A 17,025-nucleotide genomic window follows, 5' to 3' on the forward strand; every position below is an offset into this window, starting at 1 on the left:
TTTCATGAGCTGGTTAGAACTTCTTAATAATTTAGAAACGGGCGCCGTTCGCGCTGCATCACAGGACGAAAATGGTCAATGGCAGGCCAATATCGAGGTTAAACAGGGCATTCTTGAAGCCTTTAAAAACGGCACCAATACCGAATTCCCCGGCGGTTTTGTCGATAAAGACAACCTGGCACCGCGCGGTTTTAGCGCCGAAGACAATGTCCGCATAGTACCGGGCGGCACCTCGGTACGTCGCGGTGCCTATGTGGCTGCGGGCACCATCATTATGCCACCGGCGTATGTCAATATTGGCGCCTTTGTCGATGAAGGCACCATGGTCGACAGCCATGCGCTGGTCGGTTCTTGTGCCCAAGTCGGTAAAAACGTACACCTTAGCGCCGCAGTGCAACTCGGTGGTGTATTGGAGCCAATCGGCGCCAATCCCGTGGTAATCGAAGACGATGCCTTTATTGGCGCTGGCTGCGTAATCGTCGAAGGCGTGGTCGTGAAAAAAGGCGCGGTACTGGCGCCGGGTGTACGCCTGAGTGCCACCATTCCAGTTTATGACTGTGTCAATGAGCGTCAGCTCGACAAGGGTGAACCCATCCCGGAAAACGCCATTGTGATCCCTGGCTCACGTCCAAGCTCAAGCGACTGGGGCCGTGAGCAAGGCCTGTCGATGAGCTGTGCCCTGATTGTGAAATACCGAGATGAGCAAAGCGATGCATCATTAGCGCTGGAAGAGGTGTTACGCTAATGCGCCCTGTCGGTACCGAATTGCAAGGGCACCTTGAGTGCATCAGCCAGGAGCAGCTGGAGCCGTGCTTTGTCTACGATCTCGACGCCTTACGCCAGCACTTGGATAAGCTGATGGCACAAGACGTGGTCAAGCTCTGGTATGCGGTCAAGGCCAACCCCTTGTCGCGTATTATCCGCACCCTGGCCGAAGCGGGCTTCCAGTTCGACGTGGCCAGCAGCGGCGAGTTGCATCAGGTACTGGCACAACAAATCAACCCGGAGCAGGTACTGAATACCGGCCCGGCGAAATCAAGACGACAAATCGATGAATTTATCGCCCTGGGCGTGCGCACCTTTGTGGCCGAAAGCCTCAATCAGGTGCGCTGGTTAAACCAGGCAGCTCTGGCTCATAAGGTGCAGCTAAAACTCTTGTTAAGGGTGCAACTGCGCTGGCCCAAGGGTGAGAAAAATCCGTTGGGCGGTGACACCCTCACCCCCTTTGGTCTTGACCCGCAACAGTGGCACGGTCTGTATCTGGCCGACTATCCGGCGCTCACCTGCATCGGCGTGCATATTTTCCAATGGGGCAATATGCTCAGCGCCGATAAACTGCTAAGTCTGTGGCAGCAAATGCTACCACCACTTCAGGCCTTAAGTGAGCAGCTTGGTTTTGCCATGCAGGTGCTTGATTTAGGCGGTGGCCTGGGCGTTCCCTATGACGACGAAAGTGAGCCGCTAGCCTGGCAGGATGTACTTACGGCGCTGGAGCAGATAAAACGCGAAAGCGGCGTGCAGGAGCTGTGGATGGAGCTAGGTCGTTATGCAGTGGCCGAGTGTGGCTATTACCTAAATCCTGTGGTTGAGCAAAAGGAAAACTATGGCGAGCAGCAGTTGATCGTCAGTGGTGGTATCAACCACCTACTGCGCCCTGCCGTGGCCGGTCAGGCCTTCCCGTGCACCCTATTGCGTACCAGCGAGGCGCCCACGAGAGCATTCAATATTCATGGGCCCTTGTGTACGGCGCTGGATAGCCTGGGCACCCACTTGCTTCCCGAAGACATTAACGAACAGGACTGGCTGGTGTTTGCCCAAACCGGTGCCTATGGGTTCACCGAAAGCATGCCGTTTTTCTTGTGTCACCCGCTGGCGGCGGAGTATGTGATCCAAGACGGCAATTTACATCTTTTGCGCGAAAGTGCTGCCCCCAGCAGCTATTTGAGGTAGTCGCCATGAACAAGATTGAGCAACAAAATATTCAGGTTGGCGAAATCGCCAACGGCCTGCCGCTGACCATTCCTGTTTACCGCCTTAAGGGTGATGGTACGGGTAAAAACGTCTATATCCAGGCCAATATGCATGGTGCCGAGGTACAAGGCAATGCGGTTATTTATCAATTGCTTGAGCAACTTAAAAACTTAGGGTTGCACGGCGACATCACCTTGGTGCCCTATGCCAACCCCATCGGCTGTAACCAAAAATCGGGGGAATTTACCCTGGGTCGTTTTGACCCCATAACCGGCGTTAACTGGAACCGCTTATATCACTACAACGCCGAGCTAGTCAGCCATTTTGCCGAGCAAAGCGACAGCCTCTGCGATCAAGATTTGATCGCTCAATTTAAAGCAGCTCTAGTCGATGACGTGGAGCAGCGCTTAAATGGTCCGCAGCATGCGTTATCTACGGGCAAGCGTATTGCCCTGAATCTGCAACGCCTGGCGCACCAAGCGGATATCGTACTGGATTTGCATACCGGTCCCATTTCGGCCAAGCACCTGTATTGCCCCGAGTATGCCCGTGCCAGCGCCCGCTATTTTAATATTGAACATGTGCTGTTGATCCCCAATGAATTCGATGGCGCCATGGACGAGGCGGCATTTTGCCCCTGGTGGGAGCTGCAAACTCAACTAAAACGTCGGGGCCGCGATTTTGAGGTGCCGGTGGAGGCTTACACGGTGGAACTGGGCTCGCAAGAGCGCATTGATTTAACCGAAGCCTTGGACGATGCGCAAAGCATTTTAAGCTACTTGAATTACCAGGGCCTGTTTGTGGATGCCGCCTATCAGCCTGAATCCATGCAGCGCCACGCCTGTTATCTGAAAGACTATGTAGCCTATTATGCGCCTATGGGTGGGATGATCGAATATCTGGCCGGGCTGGGCGAGCACCTGAAAGCCGGTGATGCCATTGCCCGTATCCTGAGAATGGAGCGCTATTTAAGTGAAGAGGCGCTGCATACCTTGCGCTTCGACCAAGATGCCATTGCGATTTTGCACTTTGCCTCGGCCAGTGTAAATCAGGGCACCGAACTCTATAAATTTTTTACTAATACCTTCGAGTTATAACCAATTGCGTGAGAGTCAGTGAGAGGTACTCACTGCTAATGGGCGGCCTAGCCGCCCATTTTTTCAGCTTAAATTCACCTAATTGCTGCGAAAGTAGCGTCCTAACAGTATAATTCTTCATATCTCCAACGATTTAATAACAGGCAAGTTATGGATTGGCGCTATCTAATTACCGGCCTAGCCACCAGCACACAGCTGTGGGCAGCCGAGCCGGACCCCACGCAGCAAAGTCAACAGCAAAAACAACTCGATATTGTTAAGCAGTGTATTCTCAATGAAGTCATCGGCGGCGATGGTCAGCAGACAATCGATCAATTGCGAGAAAAATGCGCCGCCCTTGAGGTGAGCCGAAAGCTAAGCGCCATTGATAAGCGTAAAGCTCGAGAGCAGGTGACGGAAAAAAACCGCAACGTGATCACCCCGCACAACCGTAACTATATTTTGCCCGTCACCTATATCAAGCACCCCAACGAAGAGCCCTTTGGTGATGATCTTGATAACCTATCTCAAGGTGATGATGGTGAAAACCTGGATAATGTCGAAATTAAATACCAACTTTCGCTTAAAGTTCCTGTTTTCGACGACTTTAGCGACAAGGACCAGGCCATTTATTTTGCAGTGACCCTGCAATCGTACTGGCAATTCTACAACGACGATATTTCCTCGCCGTTTCGCGAGACCAACTATGAGCCGGAAATCTTCTGGATCAACTACCTAGATGAAGAAAACGTCTGGTGGGGTGATGAACTCGCCGTTGCCCTGGGGATCTCGCACCAGTCGAATGGTCGCAGTCAGCCCTATTCACGTTCCTGGAATCGCATCTATGCCAACTTTATCTGGGAGCAAGACGGCTATGTATTTAGCTTTAAGCCCTGGTACCGCCTTCCCGAAGACGAAAAAGATGACCCAATGGAAGCCAAGGGCGATGACAACCCAGATATTTACAAGTACATGGGTTACTTTGAGTTTCGCGGTGTACGTCGCTTTGACGACCACGAGGTCAGCTTTATGCTGCGCAACAACCTCAACTCGGACAACCGCGGTGCCCTGCAGCTTGACTGGTCCTTCCCGCTTTGGGGCCGCCTGCGCGGCTATGCCCAATATTTCAATGGCTATGGCGAGAGCATGATCGACTATAACGCCGATATTGAACGCTTTGGCGTTGGTATCTTGTTGACCGACTTGCTGTAAAAAGCAGCCATTAACGACAAAAAAGCCAGCATCATGCTGGCTTTTTTATCGATATTAAAAACTCTTTGGCAATAGCGTTATTTAGCCACTACGACAAAACGTCCTTCAAACTCGCCAACCAGGGTATCGCCATCATAAATTTTCACCGGCACCTGATAGCAGGCTTTGCCATCGCTTTCCAATTTATCAAAGCAGCCTTCACAGACCTGTTGATCAACATGTGCTCTGGGCGCTGATTTGATTGGCTTCATGTACTTGATGTTGGCGTTGGCAAGAACGATGTCACCCTCTTTACCCGCCTCTCTCAAGGCAAGGTAGGTTGCGCCCCAGCCCGCCAGGGTCGCCATGGAATACACCGAGCCTGCAAACATGGTGTTATGCACATTGATATTGGCATCCAGATCGGCCACCACACTAAACTGCCAGTCCGTGTAGGACTCCACCTTGATGCCCATCTTATCGCTGATGGGAATGGATTCACGCCAGGTATTTTGCAGCACCTGAGTCCAGTCCGGATGACGGAACCAACCCGGCTCACTGGGACGTTGCTTGACCATGCGCCAATGCTGTACATCACCATAAGCCAGATGCGCTTTTTCTTTTAGTTCATAGCCGTGACGCTTATAGAACTCAAGCGCTCGCTCGCGGGCAAACAACACCAACTCGTCGGCGTTTTGCGTCCAGGCAATCTTCTCTAGCTCGTGCAATAAACGGCTGCCCAAGTGCTGGCCACGATGTTCTTCGGCCACCGCCATGTAGCGCACCTGAGCCTGCTGACTATTGTTAAAATGTAATCGGGCGACGGCGATCACCTCACCTTCTTTATTTTTGATAAAGCGGTGTTCTGATTCCTGCTCTAAATCATCCTGCTCGCTGCCGCGAGGCTGATCCCATGGCGCGCGTAATACCTGCCAGCGCAGTTGGTAATACGCCTGCCAATCATCACTACTTTGTGGGGTGGTTACCTGGAACATACTTCCTCCAATCACTTTTTTGCCATCCACCTTACAAGATTTAACGTCATGCGCAAATAACACTAAAGCACAACAAGATAAATCATCGTAAAAGATTATGCACAGCCAGAGGATGGGTCTATGCTGAGCTAATGAACGCCACACTTATACACAACGACGAGGCATCAAAGCACTTTATTACCAATTGCGCCCAACTGGGACATTTACTTTATTGGTATCGACAAGGTGGCACTCGTATCGAGGTTAGACAACAGCAAGAATTTCGCTGGCTGTTGCTTAATCACACCCTGCAATCCGTCATTGCCGCCAATCAGCCACAAAGATTACTGCTGCCCCACCTGCATATTATGGCGCAATATTGGCAAACACTAAAAAGACCTGAGCGGGTGTTGGAGCTGGGCCTTGGCGGCGGCGCCATTCGCAATTACCTGCTATACAGCTATCCCGAGGCCGAGCTGGTCTCGGTGGAGCACAATGCTCAGGTGATCCACTGTTACAAGCGCTTTTTTAGTGCGGGGAAAGTCGGCAACCTTTGCTGCCTTGATGCCGAGCAGGCACTCAACCGTTACGGTCGTTTTGACTGGCTAGTGTTAGATTTATTTAGTGAACTGGATGCGCCGCTGTTTTTATATCAGCGGCAATTTTATGAACTGCTGCGCGAAGCCTTGGTGCCCCACGGACATATTTTTATTAACTTTTTGGCACACCATCCCAGCCAGTTACATCATTTGCAGCGCCTTCTTAGCGCTACGTTTGGCAAGGGCGTGCAAATTATGTCCGTGCCCGGCTATGCCAATCATGTGTGCTTTATCAGCCTCTAAACCGCCAGGTTAAAGGTCACCGGGCCGTCATTGGTTAAACTCACCTGCATGTCGGCGGCAAACTGCCCGGTGGCGACGCGGATCCCTTGCGCTTGCGCCTTAGCGACAAAGTATTCATACAAATGGGTAGCCTGATCCGGGGTTGCGGCACTGGAAAAACTCGGGCGCATGCCCTTTTTAGTATCCGCCGCCAGGGTAAATTGCGACACCACCAACAGCTGGCCGCCAATGTCCTTAAGACTGAGGTTCATCTTGCCCTGCTCGTCGGTGAAAATCCGGTAGTTGCTCACCTTATGCAGTAGCTTATCCGCCTGCTCTTCGCCGTCGGCTTTTTCCACCCCGAGCAACAACAAAATGCCCTGATCTATTTCCCCAACAATACTGCCTTCAACTTCCACCTTGGCGTTACTTACACGCTGAATTAATCCTTGCACCGAGACCTCTTTAACTGCAGATACATATGGTCGGTCGCCCGACATAGAGCCTGACAATATACCTCATTTTCAGGGGCGCGACCAAGCTCGGCGACTATTTGCAAACGGGCTTGCAACTGAGTTGCCAGGCGCTGTACCCGAGCAAAGGAGCAGCGCAAATCATAGCGCCCATGGACCATATAAACAGGTAACGTTTTAAGACTAGCGGCCTTTTCCAGCAGGTGATCATCCGCTAAGAAAAACCTATGTATGAGGTAATGCAGCTGCAATCGCGCCTGCTGCAGATGATGGTCATGCTCTATGGTTTGCCGGCCCAGTTGCTGCTGCCAGGCGCACCAGGCGTTAGCGGCTTCTATCTGGGTCAACTCGTTGACATCAAAAAGACGTTGGTGATAGTCCTTTACCAGTTCTTCCGGATCGAGTTGCTCAGGATTAAACAACCGATACTGCTGTGGGTAAAATTGTGCCGCCGCTCCGTATGGGCCTAGGCTCCAGGCGTGATCTTCGGTGGCGGCTAAATAGCTTGCCCACAAAAGTAGGGAGGACACCTGCCGAGGATAAGCAAGAGCGTAGCAAAGCGCCAGCAAGGCACCAAATCCCTCGCCACACAGGCTCCAGCGACTCAGGCCAAAATGGTCGCGGATCTGCTCTAAATCCGCAACCAATAGGTCAAGATTGTTATGTTCACAACTGTGTGGAGTGGAATGACCACAGCCTCGTTGGCTGTAGAGGAAGAGACGATAATGGTTGGGGTTAAAATAGGCACAGAGAGCGCGATTAAGGCCGGCGCCCGGGCCATCATGGCAGACAATCAGCGGAAAACCGTCGCGATTGCCGTGCTCTTCGATCTCGAGTTGGTGCCCATGGGCGACGGCGAGGTGATAAACCTGCCGCGGCGCCCCAACGGGATAGCTTAGCGCCATGCTCACTCCTTGCGAGCGGCAACCTCCTCGGCAACGATATCGTTGATGGGTGGTCGGCTCACACTAATACATACGGTAAATTCCGCGCCCAGCAAGACCACAATCCACGACAGATAAACCCAGACAAACAAGATAGGCACGGTGGCCAAGGCGCCGTAGATCAGCTCGTACGAGGGAAAATGGCTAATGTACAGTGCAAAACCTTTCTTGGTCAGCTCAAATAACAAGGCCGCAAAAATAGCGCCTGGGATCGCTGCCCTAAAGGGAACGCGGGTGTTAGGTACTAGAGTATAGAGCATTATAAAGCCCGCGGTGGAGATCACATAAGGCAGTGACTTAATCACAAAGCCACTAAACCCGGGGATCCCTTCATCGGCAAAGGTCACCAGAGACACAATATAAGAGGTCGCGCCTATGCTTAGACCAAGCAGTACGGGCCCTAGGCTGAGCACCATCCAATAGATGGCGAAAGAAATCATCGCCGGGCGCTTTTTCTTAATGCGCCAGATACGATTGAGGGTGGCATCGATATTACGGATCAAAAACAGCGCCACCACGGCTAAAAAACTGACGCCCACCGCGGTCATCTTATTGGCATTGCCGGTAAAGGCGCCGATATGCTCTTTGATCACATCGGATGACGTCGGCAATAAGTTGGTGAATAGAAACTTCTCAATGGCAATGCGGGTATCTTCAAAACCGGGGAAGGCCGAGAAAATAGCCACACCCACCGCGATTAAAGGCACCAGGGATAATAAAGTGACATAGGCGAGGTAGCCGGCATTAACGGCGATCTGATCTTCACCACACCGGGTAAAAAAGTAACGCCACCAGCGCGGCTGGGCTTTCACCCAGATGGCCAGGGTTGTTCTTATTTTTTCACTATCCCACTTCATTACTAACCCAGATAAGAAAATCTTTTGCTTATCATAGCAATCAGCCACATAATTTACAGTATCAAGTTTAGAGACAGGACACTCAAATGCTCAAAAAAATAGCCCTAGCGACGGCTTTTCTTTCCCTTAGCGCCTGCCAATCCGCTTACTATTCGGCCATGGAATCCGTAGGCGTACATAAGCGCGATATTCTTGTCGACCGAGTGGAAGAAACCAAAGAGTCGCAAGAAGAGTCTCAGGAAGAGTTTCAATCCGCCCTTGAGCGCTTAAGCACCCTAATCAACTTTGATGGCGGTGATCTGCAAGACGCCTACGAGCAACTCAACGACGACTACGAGTCAAGCCTGGCCGCCGCCGAAGAGGTTAGCTCCAATATCGATAAGGTCGAAGATGTGGCCGAAGCCCTATTTGACGAGTGGGCCGATGAGCTGGAGGAATACAAAAGCGCCTCATTAAAGCGTGAAAGTGCGAAAAAACTGCGCGCCACGCAGCGCCAGTTTGCCCAACTGCTGCGCTCAATGCGTGCCAGCGAAGCGAAAATGGAGCCGGTGCTTGAGTCACTGCAAGACAATGTGCTCTACCTTAAGCACAACCTTAATGCCCAGGCCATTGCCGCCATTAAGGGTGAGTTTGCTAACCTGCAGCGCGATATCAAGGTGCTTATCGACGACATGAACAAGTCGATTGCCGACTCTAACCGCTTTATCGAACAAATGAGTCAGGGTTAATCATCATGGTAAAAAGGAGTCGCACGACTCCTTTTTACTTGTTATGGCTACTTAGCTCCCTCATTAGCTTGAGTGCAGCCGCCACAGCATGAATCATTATCAATTGCTCCCTGCTCGGTCCCGGCTAGCACCGGTGATGTCACTCCTGTAGTGACAGGCAGCGATACATCCTTATCAATACCGAACACCCCTTTCACAACCTGCCACGTCACCGCAAAAGCACCAATAATGAATACCACATCGCCAATGGTGCGGATCCAACGCAATGCCACTAATACATCGCTTTGCAATAAAGCCTCTGAACGGGCATACCACAAGCCCTTGGATGCGCTGGCGTAAAATTGAATTAAGCCCACAGGCAGTAAGCTGGTAAACAGCATCAGGGCCAGACCGATATTCATCCACCAAAATGCTGTTTTCATGAGTTTGTCATCAAATTGCATAGTGGGGCGAATATAGCGTAACACCAACAAGGTAAAGCCCAGAGCAAGGAAACCATACACGCCAAATAGCGCCGCATGAGCATGCGTTGCCGTGGTGTTTAAGCCCTGTACATAGTACAAGGAAATGGGTGGATTGATGGAGAAGCCCAATACGCCCGCTCCCAACATATTCCAAAATGCGACGGCGACAAAAAACATCAAAGGCCATTTTAATTTTGCCATCCATGGGCTGCGCTCTTTAAGCTTGTAATGCTCCCAAGCTTCATGGCCAAGGACAATAAGTGGCACAACTTCCAACGCACTAAAGGTCGCGCCAACCGCCATAACCGGTGTGGTTGTACCTGAGAAGTACAAGTGATGGAATGTTCCAGGCACGCCACCTAATAGGAAGAGTGACGCGGAAGCCAAAGAGGCAACGGTCGCTGAACGCTTAGAAACCAGACCCATACTATGGAAGATAAAGGCTAATGCTGCGGTAGCAAATACCTCAAAGAACCCCTCAACCCAAAGATGGACAATCCACCAGCGCCAATACTCCATCACCGAGATATGGGTACGCTCACCGTAGAAGAATCCTGCGGCATAAAATAAACCAATGGCTACAACCGAGGCACTGAACAAAGCCAAAAGGTTTTTATCACCTTCCTGCTTAAAAACAGGCAGAATCGCTCTCAACATCAGCACTAGCCAAAATGCTACGCCAGTAAATTTACCTATCTGCCATACACGTCCTAGATCAACGAATTCATAGCCCTGATGACCGAGCCAGAAGTTTAAATGCGCAGGCATGATTTGTGCGATAGCCAGATAGTTGCCAACAAATGAGCCAACAACCACGACCACTAAGGCCCAGAATAAAATGTCTACACCCAGCTTTTGGTATTTGGGGTCACGTCCACCCTTGATAATCGGAGCCAAGAATAAGCCTGCGGCCAAAAACCCTGTAGCTATCCAAAACAGCGCGGATTGAATATGCCAAGTACGCACTAAGCTATAAGGAAACCATTGCGATGTCTCTATACCATAAAAGCTTTGTCCTTCGACTGTATAGTGTGCCGTGAAGCCGCCCAGCAAAACCTGAAAAGTAAATAGCGCAACCACTAAGAATAGATATTTACCCAAGGCTTTTTGCGATGGCGTTAACGAAAATGAAGTGATGGGATCCTGCTTAGGCGGCGTTGGTGCCTCATCATCTTTATGCAAAAAGGACCAAGCCCACACGAGCGCACCTATGCCAGCGATCAGCAAAACGACGCTGACAATTGACCACATAACGTTTTCTGCTGTTGGTTTATTATCGATCAGGGGTTCATGAGGCCAGTTGTTAGTGTAAGTGGCCGAACCATCCGGGCGCTCAGTGGCTGCCGCCCAGGCCGTCCAGAAGAAGAATTCTGTTAGTTTTTTGCGACGTTCGGCATTGGGTAAGGTAATTTCTTTCATCGCATAATGTTCACGCGTTTGCTTTAATTGCGGATCACCTCCGAATAGCGCATCGTAATAAGCCGCCGTTTTCTCAATGGCAGCCAAGCGTCGAATAGATAGGGTTACCGTACCCGAAGTTGGATCGTAGGTGTTGGTTCTGTACTCTTTTTTGAGAGCCCAAAGTAAAGGCTGCTGCAGCTCTTCTGACAGTTCGTCAAAACTCACTCCATGCGTGTCTTGGGCGGCTAGATCCAGCCACTGTGTGAGTTCACGATGCAACCAATCGGCTGTCCAATCAGGCGCCTGATAGGCACCATGCCCCCAAATTGATCCTAATTGCATCCCCCCGACCGATTGCCAGGCGGTCTGCCCATCTAAAATGGCTTCTTTAGAAGTGTAAGTGTGGCCGTCCTGACTAATAAACTGCTCGGCAATAGGTGGCGCAACACGATAAACCTCTTTACCAAAATAACCGAGGATGGCGAAAGTGATGGCGAGCACCGCAAACAGTGTCCACCATAGTTTTTTATATTCTCTCATAATCTTGTTCCCTTAAACCCTTGCGAATAAGGTGTTGTTTTCAATATGTATATGCATATTCAGATCACTAATAAATTCCTGTAAACCAAGATATAAAGCGGTCCATGTATTACAGGCTTGTGGGTGCAAAGTAACGTCATTGGTCATGACATAAATCTTTTCTATATCTTGGAGATGTTGCTGGTGCTCGGCAGTCATCACACTGATCGGCCCACTGACCATTGGGTTTACAGGAGTGCTAGCTAGAAGAGGAAATAATATTTGCTCCTCTTTTTGCATGTGTGCTTCAAGTTCCGAGCGCATTTCATGCAGATGTGCAGCGAGGCCTAACGGGCACAAGCTATGATCTTGGTGCACCGTTTCAACACGCTCACTCAGACGAATCAGTTCGTCTAGCTGTTGACGATGAACTTGGTGGTAGCGGGATAAAATATAATCAATCAGCTCATTGTTCGTATATTGCTGAATCTCCTTTGGCTGTGCTCGTTTTGCCAGTTCTTCAATCTGCGTAGCGACTGTATGAGTTTCCACCCCGCGCTTTCTAAGTGCATCGGCCAAAGTGACCTCAGCGTGACAACAGAAGTTAACTCGGTTAGCGAACAAGATAGCTGTAGCTCCGGGTATATGGGTTGCAATTTGGCCGACGGGCCAACTCAGATAATCTTCCAACTTAACCTTCCTCTATAACATGCATTTCAAATGAATCTTAATGAGCGAGTTTACACCCCCTTTTTAAAGATGTAAAATAAATGCATATTTAAAATTATGAATAATTAATTTGCTGCTAAGGTCCCTAGTTAATGAATATCACCCGATTTACTGACTATTCACTGCGTGTGCTTATATACACAGCGCTCCATGACGGGCAGACCGTAACGATAAAGGCGGTGGCGGAGAAATACGATATTTCCAAAAACCACCTTATGAAAGTTGTCCAAGAGCTAAGTAATAAAGGCTATCTAATCGCTACTCGTGGAAAAAATGGCGGAATCCGGTTAGGGCGCGAGCCATCATTAATCAATGTTGGCGAGATAGTGCGGCTGCATGAGCAAAACTCCGTTCTAGTGGAATGTTTTGGCAGTGATAATCAGTGCGTAATTACCCCTGCCTGCAAATTAAAAACTATTTTATCTAAGGCAATGGAGCAATTTTTTGCTCATTTAGATCAATATAGCTTGGCCGACTTAGTGAATTCGGACTCTCAATCGGAGCTAAAACAATTGTTGCAAGTAAGCGAACCATCTACATTTTGAGATAACAAAGAGAGGTTATCATGGCAGTGTTACTACCCAGTGGACAAATTGCGGAACCCAGTGAAGAGGCTCGGGGCTGGGCTTTTTTCCGTTTAGCGTTTCGCCCGCTGTTTTGGCTCGCGGCACTATTCAGTGTATTGAGTATTACGGCGTGGAGTTTGAGCTTTACCGGCCATATACAATTTACTCCGTTTGGCGGCGGCTATTTTTGGCACATTCATGAAATGCTATTCGGTTTCGCCGTTGCGGTGATTGCCGGCTTTTTACTCACCGCAGTGCAAACATGGAGTGGCATTGAAAGTATTAAAGGGCGACGCTTAGGCGCCTTAGTCTTACTTTGGCTCAGCGCACGAATATTGCTCGCCTTTCCTGGTTTGGCTCCCGATGCTTTAATCATCACCCTCGACTTAGCTTTTTTACCGGCCACCGCTTTTTTCTTGGCGCAACCGATTATTAAAGCGCAGCTGTGGCGCAATCTATTTTTTATTCCCGTTCTGTTACTGATGGCCGTCTTAAATGCTTTGACCTACTTGGCCTTGTTTAACCTCATCGAGACAAGTTTTGTCACCTTAAGCCATAGCATGGTTCTAGCTATTACCCTAGTCATGGTGATCATGGGTGGGCGGGTTTTCCCTATGTTCACCGCCAACGGCACACAGACACCGCGGGTAGCCAATATTGCTTGGCTGGATAAAGTCGCCATTATCTCGGTAATCGCATGTATTTTCTTAACCCTCATGGGGCCATCAATTCCGCCTGAAGTACAAGCCGCATTATTTATTTTTGCAGGCGTGAGTAACTTTATTCGTGCGCTGCGTTGGCGTATTTGGGTCACTTTAACAACCGCATTGGTTTGGCCATTGCATATTAGCTATTGGGCTATATGCGCAGGTTTAATCATGCTTGGCTTAGTTAAATTATCCCTGCTCACTCAACCCTCGTTGGCATACCATGCCATCACCGTTGGTGGCATTGGCTTAATGATCCTGGCAATGATCTCACGTGTGTCATTAGGCCACACTGGACGCATGATAAAGGTCGGAGCGGTAATGACAGGAGCATTTATTGCTATGTTCACCGCCCTTGGCGTACGCGTGTTGGCACCGCTTTTAAGCGATCAATATCAAGTACTTATTTTGCTCTCCGCTGGCCTTTGGGGGTTTGCCTACCTGATTTATGTCATCACCTATGCGCCCGTGGTATTTAAACCCCGTGTCGATGGCCGCGATGGTTAAACATGACGGCGTCAATACGCCGTCTCTGCCTAACGTTTTTTACTGCGCCCATTTAAGGCTGGCGTCACGACCAGCATCACGCCGCTGACAAAAGCAAACACAGCAATGAAGGTCAGCACACCATTTATCATCCTGGGATGATCAATCGCGGTACTTTGGAAAAACACCCGTCTTCCACCATCAACCCGCTCTTCAAATTTTATCCCTAGCATATCAAAACTGTATCTATAGGTTTTATCGGCCCGCAGATACATTTCCTTTCGCTTCTTATCCACTTCTTCGTGGTCTTGCTCATCAGCTAACAAATGGCGCCACCTTGAAAAAACATCATCTGGCTCAGAATCTTTTATCACCCCTTGCGACTCATAAACGATTTGCCGCTCAGGGAACAGCAGGGCATTGTGGGCGCAATAGAAAAGTGCACTGCCAAACGCAATCAAGGCAATGGCCCAAATCTGCATCTGTGCCCGGCGACGCTGTAACGCACTTTGCTGTTGTTGCAGATATTGCTTGGTTTGCGTGATTTGGTTCAGCTGCCCGCGGTCTATACCCTCTCCCAACTGTTCCATAAACTGTTCGACGGTAAGATTAAACGCGCTTAATAAGCGCTCAAAGATATCGTGAGAAGGGGTCGATTTATCATTTTCAATCTTAGACAAGTAGCTTTGCTCTATGCCTACCTTGACCGCCAGCTCGGGCTGACTCAACTGATACTGCTGACGCAGATTTTTTATTGCCGTTCCTAAACTCATTTCTGCTCTCCGTGTAGATAATCAGCCCAAGTCTTTCTAATTCCTTAAAGAATAAAAACATGAATAGTGATGAATACTCAAAAATTTTCAAATGACTATTCACTTATCAAAGAACTAAGTGAACTTTGCGCGGCAACTTTTTAAAGCGCACAAAAAAGCCCGCAATCAATGCGGGCTCTTTTTTGCAACTAGCTCAAGGAGCTAATTAGCTTTTCTTCGCTTCACGCGAAGCACGCTTACGCTCGTTTTCCGTTAGGAAACGCTTACGAATGCGGATGTTTTCAGGCGTTACTTCTACCAGTTCATCATCATCGATAAACTCAAGCGCTTGCTCAAGGGTCATCTTGATAGGTGGAACTAGGGTTTGCGCTTCGTCGGTACCTGAGGCACGTACGTTGGTTAACTGCTTACCTTTAAGGGCGTTTACAGTTAGGTCGTTATCACGGCTGTGAATACCGATAACCATACCTTCGTATACTTCAACACCGTGACCGATGAATAGCTTACCACGCTCTTGTAGGTTAAATAGCGCGTTAGTTAGCGCTTTACCTTGAGCATTAGCAATCAATACACCGTTCTTACGTTGACCGATCTTACCGCCTTTGTGAGGACCGTAGTGATCGAAGGTGTGGTACATCAAACCAGAACCCGACGTTAGCGTCATGAAGTCAGTTTGGAAACCGATTAGACCACGGCTAGGAACCATGAAGTCCATACGGATACGACCTTTGCCATCTGGAGACATGTCGGTCATTTCCGCTTTACGCAGACCAAGCTGCTCCATGATTGAACCTTGGTGTTCTTCTTCACAGTCAATGGTGACCGTTTCATACGGTTCTTCAAGTACACCGTCAACTTCACGAAGGATTACTTCAGGGCGAGATACCGCCAGCTCGTAACCTTCACGACGCATGTTTTCAATCAATACGCCTAGGTGTAGTTCACCACGACCCGATACACGGAAGCTATCTGGGTTGTCCGTTTCTTCAACGCGTAGCGCTACGTTGTGTACTAGTTCGGCTTCTAGACGCTCTAAAATGTTACGTGACGTTACGTATTTACCTTCTTGGCCTGCAAACGGTGAGGTGTTTACAGAGAAAGTCATGGTTACCGTTGGCTCATCTACGCTTAGCGGAGGAAGTGCTTCAACGTTATTTACGTCACAGATAGTGTCAGAGATTTTCAGCTCGCCAAGACCGGTAATAGCGATGATGTCGCCCGCAGTGGCTTCTTGCGCTTCGTGACGATCAAGACCTAGGTAAGTCAATACCTGACCTACTTTACCGTTACGCGTTTTACCATCAGCACCAATCACAGTTACTTGTTGGTTCACCTTCACGGTACCGCGTTTGATACGACCAACACCGATTACACCTACGTAAGAGTTGTAATCAAGCTGAGAGATCTGCATTTGCAGTGCACCTTGAGGGTCCGCATCCGGTGCTTCTACTTCATTGATGATGGCTTCGAACATGGGTTCCATGTTGTCTGATGGCTCATCAAGATCAAGCGTCGCCCAGCCATTGATAGCCGATGCGTAGATCACTTTAAAGTCTAGCTGTTCGTCGGTCGCACCTAGGTTGTCGAATAGATCGAAAACCTGGTCCATTACCCAATCAGGACGCGCACCCGGCTTGTCGATTTTGTTGATAACAACGATTGGCTTCAAACCCTGTGCGAACGCTTTCTGCGTTACGAAACGCGTTTGCGGCATAGGACCTTCTTGAGCATCGACAAGAAGAAGTACAGAATCAGCCATCGATAGTACGCGCTCTACTTCACCACCGAAGTCAGCGTGTCCCGGAGTATCCACGATGTTGATATGGTAATCTTTCCAGTTGATTGCCGTGTTTTTGGCTAGGATGGTAATGCCACGCTCTTTTTCAATGTCGTTGGAGTCCATCACTCGCTCTTCGTTACCACCGCGAGTTTGCAGTGTGCCCGATTGCTCAAGCAATTTATCAACCAGAGTCGTTTTACCATGGTCAACGTGCGCGATAATCGCAATATTTCTTAACTTTTCGATGCTCATATATCTACTTAAGAGGCAAGCCTCATTGTTCCTAGATGATCCACGCCCGGCAAACAGCTACCAGCGTTGGGTTTAAAAGGGCGCGTATTATCCCTTATAACGTCACTAGATGAAAGTTTATCCAACATTATTTTTCTGTGACTGTGACCTAATTGTCACAACACGCCATTAAAGTGGATAAAAATCAACCACAGCGAAAATCTTAGCAGGTATTTTTCAGCTAACCTATGTATCTTGAAAAGCGAAGGTGTTTAACTAACAAACAAGGGGCGACTAACACGCCTCGGCCGCGCCTCGGCAGTGCAAATGTGTA

Annotated in this window: 16 protein-coding genes; 8 read left to right on the forward strand and 8 right to left on the reverse strand. The window is 49.3% G+C overall.

Annotation, left to right across the window (positions count from 1 at the left end):
- Positions 1 to 4: 4 nt before the first annotated feature.
- The 4 genes from KD147_RS15685 (at position 5) to KD147_RS15700 (ending at position 4,259) form a co-directional block, all read left to right on the forward strand.
- Entirely contained in the window at positions 5 to 745 is a 741-nt protein-coding gene (locus tag KD147_RS15685) for a 2,3,4,5-tetrahydropyridine-2,6-dicarboxylate N-succinyltransferase (protein ID WP_212548459.1), read from the forward strand.
- Complete coding sequence (locus tag KD147_RS15690) at positions 745 to 1,950, forward strand: PLP-dependent decarboxylase (RefSeq protein ID WP_105188582.1); 1,206 nt, start codon at positions 745 to 747, stop codon at positions 1,948 to 1,950. Before KD147_RS15685 ends, KD147_RS15690 begins: the two co-directional genes overlap by 1 nt.
- A gap of 5 nt (positions 1,951 to 1,955) precedes the next feature.
- On the forward strand, positions 1,956 to 3,068 hold the full coding sequence (locus KD147_RS15695; protein WP_212548460.1) for a succinylglutamate desuccinylase/aspartoacylase family protein: 1,113 nt from the start codon (positions 1,956 to 1,958) through the stop codon (positions 3,066 to 3,068).
- Between the two features lie 150 nt (positions 3,069 to 3,218).
- Positions 3,219 to 4,259 carry a phospholipase A gene (locus KD147_RS15700; RefSeq protein WP_212548461.1) on the forward strand — a complete coding sequence of 347 codons (1,041 nt, stop codon included), beginning with the start codon at positions 3,219 to 3,221 and terminating at the stop codon, positions 4,257 to 4,259.
- Positions 4,260 to 4,336: 77 nt separating this feature from the next.
- Here KD147_RS15700 and KD147_RS15705 read toward each other — a convergent pair whose 3' ends face one another.
- Entirely contained in the window at positions 4,337 to 5,233 is an 897-nt protein-coding gene (locus tag KD147_RS15705) for a bifunctional GNAT family N-acetyltransferase/hotdog fold thioesterase (protein ID WP_212548462.1), read from the reverse strand.
- A gap of 131 nt (positions 5,234 to 5,364) precedes the next feature.
- On the opposite strand from KD147_RS15705, the gene KD147_RS15710 reads away from it, so the two are divergent.
- Positions 5,365 to 6,054 carry a spermidine synthase gene (locus KD147_RS15710; RefSeq protein ID WP_212548463.1) on the forward strand — a complete coding sequence of 230 codons (690 nt, stop codon included), beginning with the start codon at positions 5,365 to 5,367 and terminating at the stop codon, positions 6,052 to 6,054.
- Here KD147_RS15710 and dtd read toward each other — a convergent pair.
- The 3 genes from dtd to KD147_RS15725 are packed head-to-tail and all read right to left on the reverse strand — an operon-like array spanning position 6,051 to position 8,307.
- A complete protein-coding gene (gene dtd, locus KD147_RS15715) occupies positions 6,051 to 6,488 on the reverse strand; it encodes a D-aminoacyl-tRNA deacylase (protein ID WP_212548464.1) in 438 nt (145 codons plus the stop codon). The genes KD147_RS15710 and dtd overlap by 4 nt on opposite strands.
- The gene (locus KD147_RS15720; protein ID WP_212548465.1) at positions 6,476 to 7,411 is read right to left on the reverse strand and encodes an alpha/beta fold hydrolase; all 936 of its coding nucleotides are present in this window, start codon (positions 7,409 to 7,411) and stop codon (positions 6,476 to 6,478) included. Before KD147_RS15720 ends, dtd begins: the two co-directional genes overlap by 13 nt.
- A 2-nt stretch (positions 7,412 to 7,413) precedes the next feature.
- Positions 7,414 to 8,307 carry a virulence factor BrkB family protein gene (locus KD147_RS15725; protein ID WP_212548466.1) on the reverse strand — a complete coding sequence of 298 codons (894 nt, stop codon included), beginning with the start codon at positions 8,305 to 8,307 and terminating at the stop codon, positions 7,414 to 7,416.
- Positions 8,308 to 8,393: 86 nt separating this feature from the next.
- Here KD147_RS15725 and KD147_RS15730 point away from each other — a divergent pair, with 86 nt between their 5' ends.
- Positions 8,394 to 9,035 carry a DUF2959 domain-containing protein gene (locus KD147_RS15730; RefSeq protein ID WP_212548467.1) on the forward strand — a complete coding sequence of 214 codons (642 nt, stop codon included), beginning with the start codon at positions 8,394 to 8,396 and terminating at the stop codon, positions 9,033 to 9,035.
- A 47-nt stretch (positions 9,036 to 9,082) separates the two neighbouring features.
- Here the strand turns inward: KD147_RS15730 and KD147_RS15735 are convergent, their stop codons facing one another.
- Positions 9,083 to 11,440, reverse strand: coding sequence for a nitric-oxide reductase large subunit (locus KD147_RS15735; RefSeq protein WP_212548468.1), 2,358 nt, complete (start codon positions 11,438 to 11,440; stop codon positions 9,083 to 9,085).
- A 12-nt stretch (positions 11,441 to 11,452) separates the two neighbouring features.
- The gene (locus tag KD147_RS15740) at positions 11,453 to 12,109 is read right to left on the reverse strand and encodes a DUF542 domain-containing protein (RefSeq protein WP_105188590.1); all 657 of its coding nucleotides are present in this window, start codon (positions 12,107 to 12,109) and stop codon (positions 11,453 to 11,455) included.
- Between the two features lie 131 nt (positions 12,110 to 12,240).
- On the opposite strand from KD147_RS15740, the gene KD147_RS15745 reads away from it, so the two are divergent.
- Positions 12,241 to 12,693, forward strand: coding sequence for an Rrf2 family transcriptional regulator (locus tag KD147_RS15745; RefSeq protein WP_105188591.1), 453 nt, complete (start codon positions 12,241 to 12,243; stop codon positions 12,691 to 12,693).
- Positions 12,694 to 12,713: 20 nt separating this feature from the next.
- The gene (locus tag KD147_RS15750) at positions 12,714 to 13,928 is read left to right on the forward strand and encodes an NnrS family protein (RefSeq protein WP_105188592.1); all 1,215 of its coding nucleotides are present in this window, start codon (positions 12,714 to 12,716) and stop codon (positions 13,926 to 13,928) included.
- Between the two features lie 29 nt (positions 13,929 to 13,957).
- On the opposite strand, the gene KD147_RS15755 is transcribed toward KD147_RS15750, so the two are convergent.
- Positions 13,958 to 14,680 carry a helix-turn-helix domain-containing protein gene (locus KD147_RS15755; protein WP_212548469.1) on the reverse strand — a complete coding sequence of 241 codons (723 nt, stop codon included), beginning with the start codon at positions 14,678 to 14,680 and terminating at the stop codon, positions 13,958 to 13,960.
- A gap of 205 nt (positions 14,681 to 14,885) precedes the next feature.
- Complete coding sequence (gene typA, locus KD147_RS15760) at positions 14,886 to 16,712, reverse strand: translational GTPase TypA (protein WP_105253285.1); 1,827 nt, start codon at positions 16,710 to 16,712, stop codon at positions 14,886 to 14,888.
- Between the last annotated feature and the right edge of the window lie 313 nt (positions 16,713 to 17,025).

This window comes from Pseudoalteromonas sp. BDTF-M6 (genome assembly GCF_018334135.1).
Lineage (GTDB): Bacteria > Pseudomonadota > Gammaproteobacteria > Enterobacterales > Alteromonadaceae > Pseudoalteromonas.

Coding starts and splice junctions, on each gene's coding strand:
- KD147_RS15685 (WP_212548459.1), top strand. CDS start 5: ATGAGCTGGTTAGAACTTCTTAATAATTTAGAAACGGGCGCCGTTCGC.
- KD147_RS15690 (WP_105188582.1), top strand. CDS start 745: ATGCGCCCTGTCGGTACCGAATTGCAAGGGCACCTTGAGTGCATCAGC.
- KD147_RS15695 (WP_212548460.1), top strand. CDS start 1,956: ATGAACAAGATTGAGCAACAAAATATTCAGGTTGGCGAAATCGCCAAC.
- KD147_RS15700 (WP_212548461.1), top strand. CDS start 3,219: ATGGATTGGCGCTATCTAATTACCGGCCTAGCCACCAGCACACAGCTG.
- KD147_RS15705 (WP_212548462.1), bottom strand. CDS start 5,233: ATGTTCCAGGTAACCACCCCACAAAGTAGTGATGATTGGCAGGCGTAT.
- KD147_RS15710 (WP_212548463.1), top strand. CDS start 5,365: ATGAACGCCACACTTATACACAACGACGAGGCATCAAAGCACTTTATT.
- KD147_RS15720 (WP_212548465.1), bottom strand. CDS start 7,411: ATGGCGCTAAGCTATCCCGTTGGGGCGCCGCGGCAGGTTTATCACCTC.
- KD147_RS15725 (WP_212548466.1), bottom strand. CDS start 8,307: ATGAAGTGGGATAGTGAAAAAATAAGAACAACCCTGGCCATCTGGGTG.
- KD147_RS15730 (WP_212548467.1), top strand. CDS start 8,394: ATGCTCAAAAAAATAGCCCTAGCGACGGCTTTTCTTTCCCTTAGCGCC.
- KD147_RS15735 (WP_212548468.1), bottom strand. CDS start 11,440: ATGAGAGAATATAAAAAACTATGGTGGACACTGTTTGCGGTGCTCGCC.
- KD147_RS15745 (WP_105188591.1), top strand. CDS start 12,241: ATGAATATCACCCGATTTACTGACTATTCACTGCGTGTGCTTATATAC.
- KD147_RS15750 (WP_105188592.1), top strand. CDS start 12,714: ATGGCAGTGTTACTACCCAGTGGACAAATTGCGGAACCCAGTGAAGAG.
- KD147_RS15755 (WP_212548469.1), bottom strand. CDS start 14,680: ATGAGTTTAGGAACGGCAATAAAAAATCTGCGTCAGCAGTATCAGTTG.
- typA (WP_105253285.1), bottom strand. CDS start 16,712: ATGAGCATCGAAAAGTTAAGAAATATTGCGATTATCGCGCACGTTGAC.